This window comes from Flavobacterium aquidurense (assembly GCF_002217195.1).
GTDB classification, from domain to species: domain Bacteria; phylum Bacteroidota; class Bacteroidia; order Flavobacteriales; family Flavobacteriaceae; genus Flavobacterium; species Flavobacterium frigidimaris.
Genome location: NZ_MUGR01000005.1, coordinates 148356 through 167887, shown reverse-complemented (window position 1 = coordinate 167887; position 19532 = coordinate 148356). Strand labels below are relative to the sequence as shown.

At 34.3% G+C, this 19532-nt stretch carries 17 protein-coding genes; 4 read left to right on the top strand and 13 right to left on the bottom strand.

Features of this window, described 5'->3' with window-relative positions:
- Nucleotides 1-65 precede the first annotated feature (65 nt).
- From B0A67_RS04350 to B0A67_RS04320, 7 genes are all read right to left on the bottom strand, one after another.
- Nucleotides 66-515 carry a FixH family protein gene (locus tag B0A67_RS04350; protein ID WP_072955702.1) on the bottom strand — a complete coding sequence of 150 codons (450 nt, stop codon included), beginning with the start codon at nucleotides 513-515 and terminating at the stop codon, nucleotides 66-68.
- 100 nt (nucleotides 516-615) lie between these two features.
- Nucleotides 616-2034, bottom strand: a complete 1419-nt coding sequence (gene ccoG / locus B0A67_RS04345) for a cytochrome c oxidase accessory protein CcoG (protein WP_072955705.1) — start codon at nucleotides 2032-2034, stop codon at nucleotides 616-618.
- Between the two features lie 12 nt (nucleotides 2035-2046).
- Complete coding sequence (locus tag B0A67_RS04340) at nucleotides 2047-2985, bottom strand: cbb3-type cytochrome c oxidase N-terminal domain-containing protein (RefSeq protein WP_072955709.1); 939 nt, start codon at nucleotides 2983-2985, stop codon at nucleotides 2047-2049.
- A gap of 1 nt (nucleotide 2986) precedes the next feature.
- The gene (locus tag B0A67_RS04335) at nucleotides 2987-3181 is read right to left on the bottom strand and encodes a cytochrome C oxidase subunit IV (protein WP_072955712.1); all 195 of its coding nucleotides are present in this window, start codon (nucleotides 3179-3181) and stop codon (nucleotides 2987-2989) included.
- A 7-nt stretch (nucleotides 3182-3188) separates the two neighbouring features.
- The gene (gene ccoN, locus B0A67_RS04330) at nucleotides 3189-5375 is read right to left on the bottom strand and encodes a cytochrome-c oxidase, cbb3-type subunit I (protein WP_072955715.1); all 2187 of its coding nucleotides are present in this window, start codon (nucleotides 5373-5375) and stop codon (nucleotides 3189-3191) included.
- Between the two features lie 2 nt (nucleotides 5376-5377).
- Nucleotides 5378-5569, bottom strand: coding sequence for a cbb3-type cytochrome oxidase assembly protein CcoS (gene ccoS / locus B0A67_RS04325; protein WP_072955718.1), 192 nt, complete (start codon nucleotides 5567-5569; stop codon nucleotides 5378-5380).
- A 114-nt stretch (nucleotides 5570-5683) separates the two neighbouring features.
- A complete protein-coding gene (locus B0A67_RS04320; RefSeq protein ID WP_072955721.1) occupies nucleotides 5684-8071 on the bottom strand; it encodes a heavy metal translocating P-type ATPase in 2388 nt (795 codons plus the stop codon).
- Between the two features lie 205 nt (nucleotides 8072-8276).
- On the opposite strand from B0A67_RS04320, the gene B0A67_RS04315 reads away from it, so the two are divergent.
- Nucleotides 8277-8957, top strand: a complete 681-nt coding sequence (locus B0A67_RS04315) for a Crp/Fnr family transcriptional regulator (protein WP_072955724.1) — start codon at nucleotides 8277-8279, stop codon at nucleotides 8955-8957.
- On the opposite strand, the gene mazG is transcribed toward B0A67_RS04315, so the two are convergent.
- The 3 genes from mazG to def form a co-directional block, all read right to left on the bottom strand.
- Nucleotides 8958-9728 carry a nucleoside triphosphate pyrophosphohydrolase gene (gene mazG / locus B0A67_RS04310; RefSeq protein ID WP_072955728.1) on the bottom strand — a complete coding sequence of 257 codons (771 nt, stop codon included), beginning with the start codon at nucleotides 9726-9728 and terminating at the stop codon, nucleotides 8958-8960.
- Between the two features lie 102 nt (nucleotides 9729-9830).
- Entirely contained in the window at nucleotides 9831-10316 is a 486-nt protein-coding gene (locus B0A67_RS04305) for a DUF5606 family protein (protein ID WP_072955731.1), read from the bottom strand.
- 66 nt (nucleotides 10317-10382) lie between these two features.
- A complete protein-coding gene (gene def, locus B0A67_RS04300; RefSeq protein ID WP_072955734.1) occupies nucleotides 10383-10973 on the bottom strand; it encodes a peptide deformylase in 591 nt (196 codons plus the stop codon).
- A 202-nt stretch (nucleotides 10974-11175) separates the two neighbouring features.
- Here def and B0A67_RS04295 point away from each other — a divergent pair, with 202 nt between their 5' ends.
- Nucleotides 11176-13398, top strand: a complete 2223-nt coding sequence (locus tag B0A67_RS04295) for an FUSC family protein (RefSeq protein WP_072955737.1) — start codon at nucleotides 11176-11178, stop codon at nucleotides 13396-13398.
- 39 nt (nucleotides 13399-13437) lie between these two features.
- Here B0A67_RS04295 and B0A67_RS04290 read toward each other — a convergent pair whose 3' ends face one another.
- Together B0A67_RS04290 and ruvX are read right to left on the bottom strand one after the other, a co-directional pair.
- Nucleotides 13438-14937, bottom strand: coding sequence for a malate:quinone oxidoreductase (locus B0A67_RS04290; protein ID WP_072955740.1), 1500 nt, complete (start codon nucleotides 14935-14937; stop codon nucleotides 13438-13440).
- Between the two features lie 122 nt (nucleotides 14938-15059).
- Nucleotides 15060-15476, bottom strand: coding sequence for a Holliday junction resolvase RuvX (gene ruvX / locus B0A67_RS04285; protein ID WP_072955743.1), 417 nt, complete (start codon nucleotides 15474-15476; stop codon nucleotides 15060-15062).
- Between the two features lie 370 nt (nucleotides 15477-15846).
- Here ruvX and B0A67_RS04280 point away from each other — a divergent pair, with 370 nt between their 5' ends.
- Complete coding sequence (locus tag B0A67_RS04280) at nucleotides 15847-17715, top strand: LTA synthase family protein (RefSeq protein WP_072955746.1); 1869 nt, start codon at nucleotides 15847-15849, stop codon at nucleotides 17713-17715.
- 68 nt (nucleotides 17716-17783) lie between these two features.
- On the opposite strand, the gene B0A67_RS04275 is transcribed toward B0A67_RS04280, so the two are convergent.
- On the bottom strand, nucleotides 17784-18428 hold the full coding sequence (locus B0A67_RS04275; RefSeq protein ID WP_072955749.1) for a PAS domain-containing protein: 645 nt from the start codon (nucleotides 18426-18428) through the stop codon (nucleotides 17784-17786).
- Nucleotides 18429-18712: 284 nt separating this feature from the next.
- Between B0A67_RS04275 and B0A67_RS04270 the strand changes: the two genes are divergently transcribed.
- Nucleotides 18713-19528, top strand: coding sequence for a 2,3,4,5-tetrahydropyridine-2,6-dicarboxylate N-succinyltransferase (locus tag B0A67_RS04270; protein ID WP_072956813.1), 816 nt, complete (start codon nucleotides 18713-18715; stop codon nucleotides 19526-19528).
- Nucleotides 19529-19532: the final 4 nt, after the last annotated feature.

The following is a 19532-nucleotide window of genomic DNA, read 5'->3' as shown; positions in this document are numbered from 1 at the left end:
TGGAATTATTTTGCAGAGATCAAATACAATTTGATACAGAATGTTTTTTCGACAATCTCAAGTAACTAATTTACGTAAATCACTTCTTTACTCAGATACTTCGTTCCATTGTATTCCCATTCCATATTTACATCCCAACGGCCCTTAATCAATTTCTTTTGCGGAATAAGCAAAGATGAATTGGTTAAAGCAAGCTGAGTGTCAAAATCAAATTTCTTGTTTGAAGGGCGGTACAATAATACACTTCCCTTTACTTTATCACTTTCAAAAGTGGAAGGAAAAGCGATTTTCACACCACTATCACTGTACGAAATAGAAGGTTTGTACTGTAAATCATGAGCATTTTGAATTCGGGCCATTTCATCCTGAAAATGTGAATCATGTTTGTAGTACTCTTCTACTACTAAATCATTATCATACTTACTATTCGATTGTACTTCAAAAACAAAATATAATATAAAAGTCATAAACAATCCAAATGCTATGACAATTCCGGTTCCCCAATTGATTTTCATATTTGTAGATTTTATTTGTTATTGGTCAAATACGGTGTCGCCTTTTTATTTGTTTTGCTTCAAAAAGTTGTACTCGTGGCGATTTCACGTTATTTTTTTACTAATTAAAACTTCGTGGTCCTAAAAAATTTGTTGTGGTTGTTTCCAGCAATTCCTTGCCATTATAAACTCCAATTTTTACTTTGGTTTTATCACTTTCCAAAAGAACTTCGTCAATTTCTATAAACAATGTTCCTTGCGAAATACCTTCTTTTAACACTTTGAAATGCTGTTTCCCTACATTTTCGATACTTCCTTTCTGATCAATTAGTTCAAAATGAATATCATTATAATCCTTCATTGTTTTATTTACAATCTTGTAGGTATAAACATTACTGATTTTATCTCCCTTATGCTGAAATAGCTGTCCCGGCAAACGCAGAATAACGGCCTGAACATCTGTTCTTAAAAACAGCATTCCAACAAAAACACTTAAAAGGATAAACAAAACAGCCGTATAACCTTTCATTCTTGCTGTAAACTTAAAAGGTTCTTTCCTCGCAATTTCATCTTCAGAAGCGTATCTGATAAGACCTTTTGGCAAACCAACACTATCCATAATTGTATCGCATTCGTCGATACAAGCAGTACAATTAGTACATTCTAACTGTGTTCCGTTTCTTATATCAATTCCCATAGGGCAAACGTGTACACATTGATGACAATCGATACAATCTCCTTTTCCTGTTGTGGCCCTGTCTTCTTTTTTATTGAATTTTGCACGGCCGGCTTCTTTTTCGCCACGTACAAAATCATAGGCAACATTGATCGATTTATTATCTAAAAGAACGCCTTGCAATCTTCCGTAGGGACAAGCAATAATACAAACCTGCTCACGAAACCAAACAAATACAAAATAGAAAACTCCGGTAAAAATTAATAATGCAATGAAATTACTAGATTGCTGAATCGGTCCTTCCTCAACCATTAAAAACAATTGATCGCTGCCTACTAAATAAGCCAAAAACACATTTGCTATTCCAAACGAAATTAGAAAAAAGATCAACCATTTGGTGAGTCGTTTTCGGATTTTTTCGGCATTCCATTCTTGTCTGGCCAATCGGGATTGTGCACCACGATCACCATCAATCCAATATTCGATCCGGCGAAAAACCATTTCCAGAAAAATAGTCTGCGGACAAATCCATCCGCAAAAAATCCTTCCAAATACAACCGTAAACAAGATAATAAAAACAATCCCCACAAGCATTGATATCACGAAGAGATAAAAATCCTGAGGCCAAAATGGAAATCCAAAAATATTGAAACGTCGCTCCATTACATTAAACATCATAAATTGGTTTCCGTTTACTTTTATAAACGGATTAGCAATTAAAATGGCCAATAAAATGTAGCTGACTATTTTTCGATATTCATAGAACTTACCAGACGGTTTTTTAGGAAAAATAAATTTTCGATTACCCCCTTCATCAATAGTTCCAATGGTATCTCTAAAAGCTTCGTCTGGTAAATTTGACATGATTTATTGTAATTATTTTTTAACTTCAGTACTATCTGCTGGTGTACTTGCTGTGGTATCTTTTTTTGGAGCACTTTCGTCTACCCATATTTCACCTTCCGGTTCTTTTGGATCCTTAGGATTAGTTCCCTGCAAGGATAAAATGTAGCTCGCTACTTTTTGAATTTCCTTTGGTTTCAAAGTTCCTTTCCAGGCAATCATTCCTTTTCCGTCACGACCTCCATTGGTTATTGTATGGAATAATTCTTTAATTCCTCCGCCCAAAATCCAATGATCGTCTGTCAGGTTTGGTCCAATTTGTCCACCACCATCAGCACGGTGACATGCAGCACAATTGGTTGTAAATATCTCTTTACCTGCTGCCAGGCTTTCAGGATCTGTTAGTAAAACTACTGTCTTTTCATCCATTAAGTCCGGTGCCGTTTTAAGATATTCGTCGACATCAATTTTTGCCTGAGCCATTTCTTTTTTAAGCTCTGTTTCCTGATCATCTCCTCCAAACATTTCGTAACGGGCAAAATAAACAACTCCAAAAACAATACAGATATAGAATAAATAGACCCACCATGGCGGTAAATTATTGTCTAACTCTTTAATACCATCATAATCATGATCCATTAATAAGTCACCTTCTTTTTCTATAGGCTGCGTTTTAGTCAGCTTTTGCATCAAATCTTTGTACCAAGTGCTTTCTGTTAGGCTCAAACTATTTTCGTATTCGAGTTTCGCCTTTTCTTCCGGTGACATCAATTGGTACATAACACGATTAACAGCACTTAAAGTAATTTCGATTGCAATCAGAATAAACAGAAATACAAACAAAAAGACTGAAACCATTGGATACTTTATAAAAGCAGGTCTGTCGCCTGAATCTATGAAATATTCCATCAAACCAAAAACGATGAAGAAAATCAGCGGTACTCTTATATATGCTGGGAAAAACTTTTTCATTTTACTTATCTTTTGAAATTATACTGTACCCTTCATCTAAAGGTATTTCACTCATTTCCTGAATTTTTTCTTTATTATATGAGAATACCCAAAAACCTAATCCTACAAAGAAGAAAAAGAATATCAGGAGAGAAAGTATCGGGTAAATCTCTATACCCGAAATAGTCTCCATATTGTGTTTTATTTGTTCAAACATAGTGCTGTTATTTAGAAGTCTCTTTTACTTTTATATCGGTTCCAAGTCTTTGTATGTAAGCAATCAAAGCCACAATTTCTCTCTCATTCATTGGTACGAATTTTTCGCCTTTTGCAGCTGCCTTTTTCTTACTGTCTTCATAACTTTTTACAAAGTCAGGATCGTTTTTTAAACTTGTTTCAATCGCAATTGCCTGAGCTCGTAATGTTTTTTGAGCATTTGCAACTTCATCTTCTGTATAAGGAACACCAAGTGTCACCATTACCTGCATTTTCTTCTGAGTTAGGGATATATCCATTGGCTCATTGTCGAATAACCATTTGTAACCTGGCATAATTGAACCTGCAGAAGTACTTTGTGGATTCCACATATGATTAAAGTGCCAGTTGTCATTATACTTTCCTCCTACTCTTAATAAATCAGGACCTGTACGTTTTGATCCCCAAAGGAATGGATGATCGTACACAAATTCCCCTGCTTTTGATTGTGGTCCGTAACGTTCTACTTCACTTCTAAAAGGACGAACGGATTGTGAGTGACAACCCACACAGCCTTCTCTGATATACAAATCACGTCCTTCAAGTTCTAAAGGCGAGTAAGGCTTAACACTAGAAATAGTCGGAATATTCGATTTAACCATAATGGTTGGTACAATTTGAATAATACCTCCAATTAAAATAGCGATTGTTGCTAAAATGGTCAACTGAATTGGTTTTCTTTCTAACCAGGTGTGGAATTTTTCTCCATTTAATCGATTAGGATTTATTTTTTGTAAAGCCGGAGCCTGAGCTAATTCATCTTCAATAGTATCACCTGCTCTAACGGTCATTATAATGTTGTATACTAAAGTAAACATTCCAATTAAATACAAAGTACCTCCAATAGCTCTCATCCAATATAATGGCATAATTGCAGTCACTGTTTCAAGGAAGTTACCATAAGTTAGTGTACCGTCCGGATTAAACTGTTTCCACATTGAGGCTTGTTGAAAACCAGCAACATACATTGGTAATGTATATAAAATGATTCCTAAAGTACCGATCCAGAAATGGAAGTTTGCCAGTTTTTTAGAGAATAATGTGCTTTTTGTCATTCGGGGAATCAACCAATAGATGATACCAAAAGACATAAACCCGTTCCATGCTAAAGCTCCTACGTGAACGTGTGCCACGATCCAGTCTGTATAATGCGCAATAGCATTTACATTTTTCAAAGAAAGCATTGGTCCTTCAAAAGTTGCCATTCCATAACCTGTTATGGCTACCACAAAGAATTTTAGAACTGGTTCTTCACGAACTTTATCCCACGCACCTCTTAATGTCAAAAGTCCATTGATCATCCCTCCCCAAGATGGAGCAATAAGCATTACTGAAAATGCAACACCTAAATTTTGAGCCCAGTTTGGTAAAGCTGAATATAATAAGTGGTGAGGACCTGCCCAGATATAGATAAAAATCAAAGACCAAAAGTGAATAATTGATAATCTATAAGAGTAAACGGGACGGTTAGCTACCTTTGGTACAAAATAATACATCAACCCTAAAAATGGAGTTGTCAGGAAAAATGCCACCGCATTATGTCCGTACCACCATTGTACTAAGGCATCCTGAACACCTGCATAAACAGAGTAACTTTTTAACGCTGATACCGGAATTTCGATATTATTAAAAATATGCAAAACCGCTACTGTAACGAATGTTGCCAGGTAAAACCAAATTGCAACATATAAGTGACGCTCTCTACGACGAAGCATTGTACCTATCATATTGATTCCCATCACTACCCAAATAACAGCGATAGCGATATCAATAGGCCATTCTAATTCAGCATATTCCTTTGAAGACGTATATCCCAGAGGCAATGTAATTGCAGCGGCAACAATGATAAGCTGCCAACCCCAGAAGTGTAAGTTACTTAAAAAATCACTAAACATTCTGGCTTTTAGCAAACGCTGAAGCGAATAATACATACCTGCAAAAAAGGCATTTCCAACAAAAGCAAAAATAACAGCATTGGTATGCAGGGGTCTTAACCGACCGTAGCTAAGCCACGAAATACCATCTGTGATGTTGGGAAAAAGGTACATAACCGCTAAGGTTAGCCCTACTAACATACCTACTACTCCAAAGAGAATAGTGGCGTAAATGAATTTTTTTACAATTTTGTTGTCGTAATAAAACTGTTCCATTTCCATAATTATACTTGTTTTTCTTCTGTTGTTGAATTATTATTTTGGGGAGTAATTTTTGTCTCATCGTCAAAAAGCATTCTGACGGAGGGAGTATAATCATCATCGTACTGTCCGGATTTGACGGCGACAATGAAAGCAATGAAGAAACCTATTGCTACAAAAATGCTTACTGAGATTAATAGATAAATGACACTCATACCTTAAATTTATGTTAACAAAATTAGTGAGTAATCGGCGTGTAAAATATGATAATTATCATAATAGAAGACTTATGTTAAATTTATAAAAAAAAGAGCTCCTATTATTTATAATCATTTTAAATTACTCTTACTGAAGTAGTTAGACATTAAAGTGACAAAACTCACGATCGTAATTGTACTTAAAGGCATAATAATAGCCGCCACTAAAGGAAGTAAATTGCCTGTAACCGCAAAAGACAGCCCTACAATATTGTATAGGAGTGACAAAACAAAACTCATTTTGATTATTGTAATTGATTTCTGTGAAAGTTTTAAAAAATAATCCAAACGCGAGAATTCAGAAGCATCGAGAATTGCATCACACGCGGGTGAGAAAACATTGACATTCTCAGAAATAGAGATTCCGACATTACTTTGTGCCAAAGCTCCGGCATCATTCAAGCCATCTCCTACCATCATCACGTTCTGGCCTTTTTCCTGAAGACTTTTGATAAAATCAAGTTTTTGTTCCGGCTTCTGGTTAAAAATCAATTCTACACCTTTTGGTAAAATACTTTCAAGATTTGCTCTTTCTCCATCATTATCACCGGAAAGTATTTTGATCTCGTAATTTTTGCTCAGCGTGACAAATAACTTTTCAAGCCCTTCTCTGTATTGGTTCTGAAAAACAAACTTGCCTAAATACTGATCATCAATTTTAATATGAAGTGCCGTCTTTTCGATATCTGATGAATCAGAAATCTCATTGCCAACGAATTCTCCCGAGCCTATTTTGATTGTACGATTTTCAACTGAAGCCTGAATTCCTTTTCCTGTTATTTCCTGAAAATCATCAATTTTAATTTTCTTTGTTTCTTTCAAAAAGTCATATAACATTCGGCTTAAAGGATGATTTGAACCCCGCAGGACATTTTTTATCAGAATATAATTCTCATCAAAAAGAGGATTTCCTTCGTATAGTATATTAGATTTTTTATTTGTGGTAATTGTACCGGTCTTATCAAAAACGATGGTGTCAACTTTCGCCAATTGTTCGATTACCAGTGCATTTTTAAGATACATCTTTTGTTTGCCCATAATTCTCAGAATATTTCCGAAAGTAAATGGCGCCGTCAACGCTAACGCACAAGGGCAAGCAACAATTAAAACTGCCGTAAAAACATTAAAAGCTGTATTGGCATCAAAAAAGATCCAATATCCAAAACCTGCAAAAGCAATCAATAATAATATAGGAGTAAAATAACGGCTTATCGCATCTGTAATTGTCTTATGTTTCTGCAGTACTTTTTTCTGGAAGATTTCATTACTCCACAATTGTGTCAGGTAACTTTGCGAAACGGAATGCAGCACCTCCATCTCGATCACTTTACCAATTTGTTTACCACCGGCAAATACCTTGTCTCCTGACTTTTTAGTAATAGGAACAGCTTCTCCGGTAACAAAACTATAATCAATTTCAGCTTTTTCACTAATCAGTATACCATCTACTGGAATCAATTCCTGATTTCTGATGAGTAATCGGTCTCCTTTTAAAACATCATAAACAGGAACACTTTCTTCTGATGTATCTGAATTGATTCTGGTAACGGCAATAGGAAAATAAGATTTAAAATCTCTTTCAAAACTTAAAAAACTATAGGTTTTTATCTGAAACATTTTTCCAAGCAGCATAAAGAAAACCAAACCTGTAAGGCTATCAAAAAAACCTGATCCGTAGTTCATTACAATATCAAAAGTACTGCGAACAAACATCACTATAATCCCTAAAGCAATGGGAATATCAATATTCAGCATGCCGGATTTTATACTTTTATAAGCTGAAACATAATAGCCGCTTGCTGAATATAAAAAGCTAGGCAATGCCAGAATAAAAATTAAAATTCTAAAAAATGGTTTATAATTGTCTAGCCAAAATTCCTTTATTTCGAAGTATTCAGGAAAAGACAGCAGCATGATATTTCCGAAACAGAAAAATGCAACACCTAATTTATAGGTTAAAGTTCGATCTACGTTTGTTTTGCCTGTTTCGTAGTTTTCTAAGCTGATATAAGGCTCATAACCAATTGAACTTAATATATAAACAATCGTTTTCAGCGAAACAAGATCTGAATTGAATGTGATTCGGACTCTTTTCTCAGGGAAATTAACTTGTGAAATACTGATTCCGGGCTGAATTTTATTAAGGTTTTCAAGAATCCAAATACAGGAACTACAATGGATATGTGGTATATTCAACGAAACAATTGAGGTATTTCCTTCCTGAAATTCTAGAACTTTTGACAAAATAGCGTCATTATCCAAAAAATCATATTTTCCGTGAATGTCTTGTGGAGTGGCACCCGGCGATTTTTCAAAATCGTAATAACTTGTTAAATCATGAAGGCTAAAAATTTCGTAAACGGTCTTACATCCATTACAGCAAAACTCTTTTTCATCAAATTTGATTTCTTCATTTTTAGCAATCGTTAACCCGCAATGAAAACAATTCTGCTCACTCATAAAATTTGTTTTTTTGATGTAACAAATGTTAAAAAATCAAGGGATTATAAAAATGATATTTATCATGTTATAATGAAATCGAATTCTAAAATTAGCGAAATAAAACAGGCAAATTGAAATAATAGTTTTTTTCTGCGTTTTTTTCAGGAATAATAACGCTTTTCCATGCGAATATTGGTTAATTTTGCAGTTAAATATTTTTGCCATGAATAAATGTGACCAATGCATCGTACGACAACTTTCTTCTCTTAAAGCACTCAATAAAGATGAAGTTGTAAAATTGGCTAATAGCAAAACTACCTATAAGATAAAAAAGGGAGAAGCCATTTTTGAAGAAGGAGAAGTGACCAATGGCGTTTTTTGTATCAAAGATGGCGTTGGAAAACTTTCTAAACTTAGTGCTAACGGAAAAGATCAGATCGTAAAGCTGGTACAATCAGGTGAACTATTGGGTCAGCGCTCTATGATTAGCAATGAACCTGCAAACTTATCAGCAAAAGCAGTTGCGGACATGGAAGTTTGCTTTATTCCTAAAACTGAAATCTTACACTTTTTCAATAACAACAATCAGTTCTCTATGAATTTGATGCAATCTGTTTGCGAAGATCTGAAAGAATCTGAAAACAATAAAATTGCTTTAGTTCAAAAAACGGTAAAACAACGTTTAGCAGAAACTTTGCTTCATCTGGATGATGCTTTTGGAGAAAATGCTGATAAAACCTTAAAAGTTCAACTTACAAGAGAAGAATTGGCAGGTATTATTGGTACTGCTACAGAAAGTTGCATCCGATTATTATCTGACTTTAACAAACTGGGATTAATTGAGTTGGTAGGTAAAAAAATCATGCTTAAAGATATCAGGGCATTAAAAAAAATGGCTGAATAATTACAGTTTTTTAGCTTCGTTCCAAAATACATCCATTTCTGCCAGGGTCATATCCATTAGCGGTTTACCTAATTCACCTGCTTTACTTTCAAGATACTGAAAACGCTTAATAAATTTTTTATTGGTACGTTCTAAGGCATCTTCAGGATTTACGTTTAAAAAACGGGCATAATTGATCATAGAAAATAAGACGTCTCCAAATTCAGCCTCAATTTTATCCTGATCGCCTGACTGTACTTCTATTTGTAACTCTTCTAATTCTTCCTGCACTTTATCCCAAACCTGATGTGGTTCTTCCCAGTCAAAACCTACGCCTTTTACTTTATCCTGAATTCGGCTTGCTTTTACCAGCGCCGGTAAACTTCTTGGAACTCCCTCCAAAACTGATTTTTTACCTTCTTTAAGTTTTAATTTTTCCCAGTTTTGTTTTACTTCTTCTTCGTCTTTTACTACAGTGTCACTATAAATATGAGGATGACGATGAATTAGCTTTTCACAAATTTCATTACAAACATCCGCCATATCAAAATCATTCGTTTCAGAACCTATTTTGGCATAAAAAACAATGTGCAGTAACAAATCGCCTAATTCTTTTTTTACTTCATTAAGATCATTATCTAAAATAGCATCACCTAATTCATAGGTTTCTTCAATAGTCAGATGTCTCAGTGTCTGTAAAGTCTGCTTTTTATCCCAAGGACATTGTTCACGAAGTTCATCCATGATGATTAATAATCTTTCGAAAGCCTTAAGCTGAAGTTCCTTGCTCATTTTATGAAGTTTTATCGGGTTGTAATCTAATAGCTGTAAAAGTAAAAAATCCTGCTAAGAAAACATCTTAACAGGATCAATATATTTGAAAGCAGTAAACTGCTATTCTTCTTTCTTTGCTTTTTCTTTTTTAGCAGCCGGAGCTTTTTTTGGCTTTTCTTCCACTACCGGAGTTTCCTCTGCAGCTTCAGCAGCAGCTGGTGCTAAATCAGTTACTAAACCTTTTGCCTGAAGTGTATTGTACCAGTTTAATACTTTTTTAATATCAGAAGGATACACTCTCTCCTCATCATACTCAGGTAAAATTTCTTTGAAGTAAGCTGCTAATGTAGCATTATCTTCTTTATGAGAAATCGCCTGACCTTTGTTCTCTTTAACAGCAATACGCTGCATTACTTCTGTCAATGGTTTTTCTCCTTCGTAAGTATAAATTGAAATTTCAGATAATAAACTTACGTTACTTTTTAAGTTTACAGTAATTTTTTTTCCGTCTGTTAATGATTCTGCCACAAAACCTGTACGAGTTTGCACTTTCAATACATATAAACCTGGTTTCCCAGAAATGGCTAAAATTTTCTCTAAATTCATGTTTATTAAAATTAGTATTAAGAATTTGATTTATTATATTTTATTGATGCTAATTTCTTAGTTCAATTATCTCCCTTTTTTAGCAGCAGCAAATTTCATTCTATATTCCTGAAATGTTTTGCCTTCTGTAATGTTTTTTAATTTCTTCTGAATCAAACGTTTTTTCAAAGATGATATTTTATCCGTAAATAAAACACCTTCGATATGGTCGTATTCATGTTGGATAACTCTTGCAATCAAACCATCAAAAACTTCTGTTTTCATTACAAAATCTTCCTCACAATATTCTATAGTAACGGTTGGTTTTCTGTAAACATCCTCACGAACATCAGGAATACTAAGGCATCCTTCATTAAAACTCCATTCTTCTCCCTCTTCTTTAAGAATCTTAGCGTTGATAAAAGTCTTTTTAAAACCTTTTAAATCTTTTTGCTCTTCTGAAGGTAAATCATCATCATCACTAAAAGGAGTCGTATCAATAACAAACAAACGAATTGCCATACCAACCTGCGGCGCAGCAAGTCCTACTCCGTAAGCGTTGTACATCGTCTCGTACATATTAGCGATTGTTTCTTTTAAGTTTGGATATTCCGGCGTAATTACCTCACCCACTTTTCTTAAAACAGGATCTCCATATCCTACAATTGGTAAAATCATTTGTATTATTTTAATGTATTATCTACTGAAAAACTCCTGAATTTAGTTCTCATAATTCAGCTGGCAAAAATAGTAAAAAATAGTCAATGAATAATTCTAAAGATATATTATATCGTTTTTTTTGCCTGCTTCATAAAAACTCATCCATAATTATGCCAAATTAATTCGTACAATTCGTACTTTTGTTTATAAACCTCATTATATGTTTGATCGTATCTCGAAATTTACTAACAGTACTTCTTTTTTAAACGCCTCCAAAGTTACTATCGCTTCTGTTGTACCTGTTTTAGTTTTGAATTATTATGATCTCTTCGATATCGGTTTTATAATTGCTCTGGGAGCCTTCTACACCTACCCCAGTGACATTCCAAGCTCCTTAAGTCATAAAATAAAAGGACTAATTGTAGCTTCTTTTATTGTATCCGGCGTTAATTTATTAGTAAATCTGGCTTATCCGTATCCCATCCTATTTTATCCTTTCTTAGGGTTCCTGCTTTTTATATGTTCCATGATTTCAGTTTACGGACAACGTGCTACTTTGGTTTCGTTTTCTGCTTTACTGTCTATTTCTTTATCATTTGGACATTTGCATGAAGGTTGGGAAGCTTTTCAATATTCGGGATTTATTTTTATTGGAGGAATATTATACCTGATTGTATCTCTTGTATTTCATTTTGTACAACCTTATAAATATGTCGAATTGCAGATTGCCGAAGGCATAAAATTAACTGCAAAGTATCTTAAACTAAGAGGCGATTTATGGAGCCCGGAAGCGAATCGTGAAAAAATTATCGAGAAACAGCTAAGTGTTCAGGTGGACCTGAATTTGATTCATGAGGATTTAAGAAGAATGCTTATTGGCAATCAGAATGCATCCGGAACTACGAGCCAAAACCGAAAAATGCTGCTTGTTTTTATCACATTGGTAGAAATTCAGGAACTTGCTTTATATACGTCATTTGATCACAGTAAACTTCATGAAAAATTTGCCAAACATCCTGAAGTACTCAGAACTTACCAAAATGTAGCGTATAAACTGGCATCGACCTTAAAGAAACTTTCTAAAAACGTGCACCATATTAGTGTTTATGTTGATAAAAACGATTTGAAAAATGAACTCGATGCTCTTGAATTTGCCATTTTTGACTACGAAAAAACCTTAGGCAAAGAGGAAGCCGCAGAAGGCGTTTTGATGCTGACCAATATGCTGAAATACGCCAAAAATCAGGTTGGGAAAATCAAAATTATCCAACGTGCTTTTTCACTTGCCATGCAGTCTTTTAAATTGAAAGACAAAGACAAGGAACTTGAAAAATTCCTGACGCCACAATATTATCCTTTGCGTACTTTAATTGAAAATTTAAGTTTTTCTTCTTCTATTTTCAGACATTCCGTACGACTCACCATTACAATTTTAATAGGTTTCACTATTGGACAATTTTTAGCTTTTCAGAATGTCTATTGGATTTTATTAACTATTGTTGTCATCATGCGCCCGGGTTATGGCCTGACGAAGGAACGTTCTTATAACAGGATTTTCGGGACTATATTAGGAGGATTACTGGCTTTTGGAATTGTATCTGTGATTCAAAATCACGTTGCCCTGAGCATATTGTCTATTATATGTATGCTTCTTGGAATTTCTTTTACTCAGATCAACTATAAAATAAGTGCCACTTTTGTGACTATGTATGTGGTTTTTATTTACGGAATTTTAACTCCTGACGTTGTCGAAGTAATTCAGTTTCGTGTTTTAGACACCTTAGCCGGAGCAACTTTAGCCTTTTTGGCCAATCAGTTTTTATGGCCGGCATGGGAATTCATCAATACCCCCATTCATATCGAAAATTCGATTCGCGCCAATAGAAATTATCTTAAAGAAATTGCTGATTTTTATAATAAAAAAGGTGAAATCCCGACTTCATACCGATTGGCGAGAAAAAATGCTTTTGTTGAGATTGGCAATCTGATGACTTCCTTTCAGCGTATGATGCAGGAACCAAAGTCAAAACAAAAAACGTTACCGTTGGTCAATAAGCTGGTCGTTTTGAATCATTCGATATTGTCTGCTTTAGCTTCCCTATCCACCTATATTCAATCGCACCAGACAACTTCAGCCTCAGAATCGTTTAATTATATTATAAAAACGATACTTTCGAACTTAGACCATTCGATTTCTATTTTAAGAAATGAAGTGATCTTAACGGATACTTTTTTTGATAAGGAAGATGTGACTTTGCAATTTGAAGAACTCAAACGTGTCAATTTTACGCGTCTGATCAAAGATGATGAACTAGACAAAGAAACGCGTCAGGCTAAAATGCAGGAAGCTCAAATGGTAATCGAACAATTGATCTGGATGAGCAATCTTGCTGAAAAGATTTTGAAGATTACAGAAGAATTTAAAGCAACAAATCCAGATTAATTCATCTGGATTTGTGTTTATTCTATATAAGAATTACTCTTAGTTGTTTCTTAGTTTCAAAACATCAGAAGTATGTTTTCTAAGTTCTGCTAAAAGCTCCGGTTTATCATTTAAAGTTTGTCCGTAAGACGGAATCATCGTTTTCATCTTCGCTTGCCATTCCGGTGTCTTCGCCTGAGCAGTAAAACATCTGCTGATTAAATCAACCATAATTGCAACTGCAGTTGATGCACCAGGAGAAGCTCCCAATAAAACGGCTAGTGTTCCGTCGTGTGTATTGATGACTTCAGTACCAAATTCCAGTACCCCGCCTTCTTTTTCATCCTTTTTGATTACCTGAACACGTTGTCCTGCTTTCTCCAGTTTCCAGTCTTTAGAACGTGCTGTTGGCAAATACTCACGTAAAGCCGCCATTCTGTCTTTTGGAGACTGACGAACCTGCTCTATTAAATATTTGGTTAATGGTATATTATGAAATCCCGCTGATAACATCGGAATCAGATTGTTTGCTTTTATAGATAATGGTAAATCTAAATAAGAACCATTTTTTAGGAAACGAGTCGAAAATCCTGCGAACGGACCAAAAAGCAATGCTTTTTCACCATCAATTACGCGGGTATCGATATGCGGAACTGACATTGGAGGTGCTCCAACACTTGCTTTTCCGTATACTTTTGCCTGATGTTTAGCGATCACTTCAGGATTTGTACATTTTAACCATTGACCGCTAACCGGGAAACCACCATAACCATTTCCTTCAACAACATTTGCTTTTTCTAATAATGGCAAAGAACCTCCACCAGCACCAATAAATACAAATTTAGTATATGCTTTTCTTGTTTTACCAGTTGTAAGATCAGTGATTTTAATTCTCCATGACTTGTCCTCACGCTGTCTTAGCTTTTTTACTTCATGATTAAAGAATAAAGAAACGCCATCCAGCTTTTCCAGATAACTGAACATACTTCTGGTCAAAGCTCCAAAATTCACATCAGTACCAATTTCCATGTGGGTTGCTGCTAATTTTTCGTTAGCATCTCTTCCCTCCATTACAAGCGGCATCCATTCTTTCAATTTTTCAAAATCAGAACTAAATTCCATTTGAGAAAAAATTGGATTACTTTGCAAAGCTTCAAATCTCTTTTTAAGATATTCTACGTTTTTTTCTCCCCAGACAAAACTCATGTGAGGAACGCTTTTAATAAAATTATCAGGAGATGGTACTTTATTTTCTTGCACTAAGTAAGACCAAAACTGGCGTGAAATCTCGAAAGATTCTGCAATACTTATTGCCTTTTTAGGATCGATACTTCCGTCAGCCTTTTCTGGAGTATAATTTAGCTCACAAAAAGCTGAGTGTCCTGTTCCTGCATTATTCCAGGCATCTGAGCTTTCGGCAGCAGCAACATCTAATCTTTCGTAAATTTCAATTTTTATATCGGGTTGCAGCTCTTTTAAAATTAATCCAAGAGTTGCGCTCATAATTCCAGCTCCAATAAGCACTACTTCACTATTGGAACGTATTGTATTGTCAGGCATAACAGTAATTTGTTTTTAAAGTGCAAAGGTACTTTTTATAATTGCAAAAAAAAACTAATTTCACATGATAAAAGTTATGATTTTATTAAAAATTAAAGACTATGGAATTGATGGAGAAAAAATTAAAAACGTTTTGACGAAAGATAGTCCTGAAGCATTATTGTAGCTGAGATTTCATCAATCAATCCTTTGTTCTGACGCTGTTTTTTACTGAGCCCGCTATCGATCATTGTTTGAAATGCCATTTTTGAAGTAAAGCGCTCATCAACACGAACCACTTTCATATCCGGAAAAATATTAGAAAAATGGGTTACAAAACCTTTAATGATAGCAGCACTTTCAGATGGCTCGCCATTCATTTGTTTGGGTTCTCCAATTAAAACCGTCTCTACTTTTTCTTTCGAAAAATAATCCTTTAGAAAATCAATTAAAGTATTTGTTGGAATCGTTGTCAGACCGGATGCTATAATCTGCATTTCATCTGTAACAGCAATTCCGGTGCGTTTTTGTCCGTAATCTATAGAGAGAATTCTTGGCATTTTGTGTTTTTTGTCAAAGATAGAAAGGAAAAGCCATAAAACTAAAGAGAATCTTTGTATTTTATAAATACAAAAGCAGAAACTGTCTGAAGATCAATATCAACTTCATAAACTGATATCTCTCCTGTCTTTTTCAAAATCAGAATCGTCCTGAATAATCCTCAGTTCAGCTGAATAAATAAACTTAACAAAAACCATTGCATCTTTTTTATCCTGAAATCAGGATTTAAAATTGTCTTATCTTATTATAATAATATTTTTTACGGACCACTTTTTAAGGAAAATACAATTTATTTTACTCGGAATTTTATTACAGTTTTAAATTAATCATTCAAAATCATTTAAAGCTTAGTATAACTTTAAATTTCTGATGAATAATTATAAAAAATGTATTGTTTTATTTTTAAAAAGATTCCTTCTAATTGCTTTAATATATCAATTTAGCAGGCTTTTATTTTATTTTCTAAATCTAAATTTATTTGAACCGTTTACGTTTCAGACTTTTTTGGGAGGTCTTTTATTTGATTTTGCAGCTATTAGTTATTTAAATATTCCCTTTATTATTGCCCATCTCATTCCGGGCAATTTTAAATACAACAACCGCTATCAGCATATCTTAAAAATAAGTTTCTATTCTGCCAATCTTCTCTTCATTGCAACCAATTTTGTTGATATTATCTATTATCGTTTCACAGGACGAAGAAGTACTTATAAAATGATTACTGCTAAAGGAATGGAACATGAAGTTTTTGGGCTCATCCCCTCATTCCTGAAAGAATTCTGGTACATTGGAATACTTTTTATAATTATCAGCATCTTATTCTGGAAATTAATTCCTGATCTGAATAAAAACCCAACACCGCAACACTTAACCAAAAGAGATTACTTTATAAAATCGAGTTATCTCATCCTCTCCATAACTGTATTGGTAATCCTGGGACGTGGAGGTTTTCAAAAAAAACCTATCAAAATTGTTGACGGAATAAAATATGGAGCTTTGGGCAATACGGCTTTAGTCCTGAATACGCCCTTTACTATTCTGACAACAATAGCAAAAAAAGAGGATCTTGATAACGTTAATTACTATAGTTCAAAAGAGTTAAAATCTATTTACAATCCGGTTATTTCGCTGCAATCAGATAAACCGGCAACTAAAAAAAATGTGGTGATTTTGATTTTAGAAAGTTTTGGCAATGAAAATATCGGACGCGGACAAACTCCTTTTTTAGATTCATTAATTACTAAATCCTATTATTTCAAAAATGGATTTGCAAACGGAAAAGTATCCATTGATGCCGTTCCGTCTATACTTTCCAGTATTCCGAGTTTAATGAACAATTCATTTATTTCCTCCAGTTTCTCTTTAAACAAAATAAACGGCCTGCCTAAAATATTAAAGAAAGAAGGATACAATACCTCTTTTTTTCATGGCGCTTTTAATGGCAGCCAGAACTTTGATCAATACACAAAAATCGCAGGTTTTGATCATTATTTTGGTAAAGACCAATATACCGGCAAGGAAGCTTTTGATGGAACATGGGGGATTTTTGATGAAGAGTTTTTGCAATTTTACGCCACAAAACTAAGCTCATTTCAGCAGCCTTTTTTTAGTTCCTTATTTACAATTTCTTCGCACAATCCTTATACTATACCTGAGAAATACAAAGGAAAATTCCCAAAAGGAACTACCACTATCCAGGAGAGCATCGCTTATACTGATTTTGCATTGAGAGAATTTTTTAAAACTGCCAAAAACCAAAGTTGGTACAATAATACTCTTTTTGTAATTTCTGCTGATCATACTTCATCCGGAGGTGACATAGATATTGACAAAACAAATATTGGAAAATTCAGAATTCCGATTCTATTCTTCGATCCTTCCAATCCTGAATTTATGGGGATCAACGAAAAAAACTTTCAGCAGATTGACATTATGCCAAGTATTCTGGACTATCTCAATATAAAAACCGAAATGGTAAGCTTTGGAAAAAGCTATAAATCTCCGAAAAACTTTGTTGTATACTATCTTCAGGGAACCTATCATTATATACAGGACGATTATTATTTGGTTTTTGCAGACAATCAAACTAACGGTTTGTACAATTGGAAAAAAGATGTCTTATTAAAAAATAATCTGATGCAACAGGAAAAACCAAGAGTCAAAGAATATGAAAAATTCCTAAAGGCGTATATACAATCTTTCAACGAAAGAATTACCAATAATCAACTTGCCTTTTAAAACAAAAAGTCCGTCTCGAAACTCGAAACGGACTCATCCAAAATATTCAAAACTTAAAAAAAAAAAAATTACCTATTAAAAAGTCTTCTAAAAAAACCTCTTTCCTCTTCCTCTTCTTCCTCTTCCTCAGCGTTTATTTTTTCTTCATACTGAGCAAATTTCGCCTGTCCTCTTTCATGTTCGTAAATTAACTCTTTAATATACTCCACATAAGATTTCTTTCTTTCTTCTAAAAATCCAATAAGGTATTTTTCACTGTATTCGATTCCGCTTGCAGCTTCAATTTGTAATAATTTTTTATACAAAGGCTCTATATGCACAGCAATAACTTCCTGTGGCACCGCTTGTCTTCTACCAAAATAATTCACAATAACATCGTTCTCATCTACTGAAATTTCAAAATCGGTAATTACCCAGTAATACCTTCCGGACTTCGCTAAATTTTTTACAATGGCATGGAAGTTTTTTCCGTTTTTAAGGTTTTCCCAAAGCACTTTAAAAATCACTCTTGGCATATCAGGATGACGAATAATATTATGTGGCTGTCCCATTAATTCGTAATCTTCATATCCTGAGACATTAACAAAATTTTCATTGGCATATTCAATGATACCAAATGCATTTGTTTTACTCATAATAACCTGAGTTTTGTCCCATGAGACTTCTTTATCGATAATAGTTCTTTGTCCGAGAGGCTGATTTTCCTGATTCATGTGCTGCTTATTATTAGTTTGGAATGGTACTTAATTTCTTTCTGTTTGTATTTTCTGAAATTAATGGTGCAAAATTAATTAGAACAAAAAACCCAAAACCTGATTTTTGTCATATTGTGTTGTTAAAAAACCTTTTTATGGAGTCTTATCATAATAAAATCCCCTATGACAGTAAAAATTTATTTATCAAAATAAAAACAAAATGTTATTTCTGTAACATTTTCAAAAGACTTTACCTTTTCGCATTTGTACAAATACGCTATCTTTGCCAAAAATTAAAACTTATGAATTCTTTACAAACTATAATTGAACAAGCTTGGGAAAACAGAGCTTTATTACAAGAAACTACTACAACTGATGCTATTAGAGAAGTTATCGAATTGGTTGATGCAGGAAAATTACGTTGTGCTGAACCAGTTGGCGACAAGTGGCAGGTAAACGAATGGGTAAAAAAAGCTGTTGTAATGTATTTCCCAATTCAAAAAATGGAAACATGGGAATCTGGTATTTTTGAATACCACGACAAAATGTTGCTAAAAAGAGGTTATGCTGAAAAAGGAATTCGTGTTGTACCTAATGCTGTTGCACGTTACGGAGCTTATATTTCAAGCGGTGTAATTTTAATGCCTAGTTACGTAAACATTGGTGCTTATGTAGACGAAGGAACTATGGTTGACACCTGGGCAACTGTTGGTAGCTGTGCACAAATTGGTAAAAATGTTCACTTAAGCGGTGGAGTTGGTATTGGTGGTGTTTTAGAACCATTGCAGGCTGCTCCGGTTATTATTGAAGACGGAGCTTTTATTGGTTCGCGTTGTATTGTTGTAGAAGGAGTACACGTTGGTAAGGAAGCTGTTCTTGGGGCTAATGTTTGTTTGACCGCTTCAACAAAAATTATCGATGTTACTGGTGATGAGCCGGTTGAAATGAAAGGTGTTGTTCCTGCTCGTTCAGTGGTAATTCCCGGAAGTTATACTAAAAAATTCGCTGCCGGTGAGTTTCAGGTTCCTTGTGCTTTGATTATTGGTACCCGTAAACCATCTACAGATCTAAAAACATCATTAAACAATGCACTTCGTGAATATGATGTAGCGGTTTAATCTA

Coding starts and splice junctions, on each gene's coding strand:
- B0A67_RS04350 (WP_072955702.1), bottom strand. CDS start 515: ATGAAAATCAATTGGGGAACCGGAATTGTCATAGCATTTGGATTGTTT.
- ccoG (WP_072955705.1), bottom strand. CDS start 2,034: ATGTCAAATTTACCAGACGAAGCTTTTAGAGATACCATTGGAACTATT.
- B0A67_RS04340 (WP_072955709.1), bottom strand. CDS start 2,985: ATGAAAAAGTTTTTCCCAGCATATATAAGAGTACCGCTGATTTTCTTC.
- B0A67_RS04335 (WP_072955712.1), bottom strand. CDS start 3,181: ATGTTTGAACAAATAAAACACAATATGGAGACTATTTCGGGTATAGAG.
- ccoN (WP_072955715.1), bottom strand. CDS start 5,375: ATGGAAATGGAACAGTTTTATTACGACAACAAAATTGTAAAAAAATTC.
- ccoS (WP_072955718.1), bottom strand. CDS start 5,569: ATGAGTGTCATTTATCTATTAATCTCAGTAAGCATTTTTGTAGCAATA.
- B0A67_RS04320 (WP_072955721.1), bottom strand. CDS start 8,071: ATGAGTGAGCAGAATTGTTTTCATTGCGGGTTAACGATTGCTAAAAAT.
- B0A67_RS04315 (WP_072955724.1), top strand. CDS start 8,277: ATGAATAAATGTGACCAATGCATCGTACGACAACTTTCTTCTCTTAAA.
- mazG (WP_072955728.1), bottom strand. CDS start 9,728: ATGAGCAAGGAACTTCAGCTTAAGGCTTTCGAAAGATTATTAATCATC.
- B0A67_RS04305 (WP_072955731.1), bottom strand. CDS start 10,316: ATGAATTTAGAGAAAATTTTAGCCATTTCTGGGAAACCAGGTTTATAT.
- def (WP_072955734.1), bottom strand. CDS start 10,973: ATGATTTTACCAATTGTAGGATATGGAGATCCTGTTTTAAGAAAAGTG.
- B0A67_RS04295 (WP_072955737.1), top strand. CDS start 11,176: ATGTTTGATCGTATCTCGAAATTTACTAACAGTACTTCTTTTTTAAAC.
- B0A67_RS04290 (WP_072955740.1), bottom strand. CDS start 14,937: ATGCCTGACAATACAATACGTTCCAATAGTGAAGTAGTGCTTATTGGA.
- ruvX (WP_072955743.1), bottom strand. CDS start 15,476: ATGCCAAGAATTCTCTCTATAGATTACGGACAAAAACGCACCGGAATT.
- B0A67_RS04280 (WP_072955746.1), top strand. CDS start 15,847: ATGAATAATTATAAAAAATGTATTGTTTTATTTTTAAAAAGATTCCTT.
- B0A67_RS04275 (WP_072955749.1), bottom strand. CDS start 18,428: ATGAATCAGGAAAATCAGCCTCTCGGACAAAGAACTATTATCGATAAA.
- B0A67_RS04270 (WP_072956813.1), top strand. CDS start 18,713: ATGAATTCTTTACAAACTATAATTGAACAAGCTTGGGAAAACAGAGCT.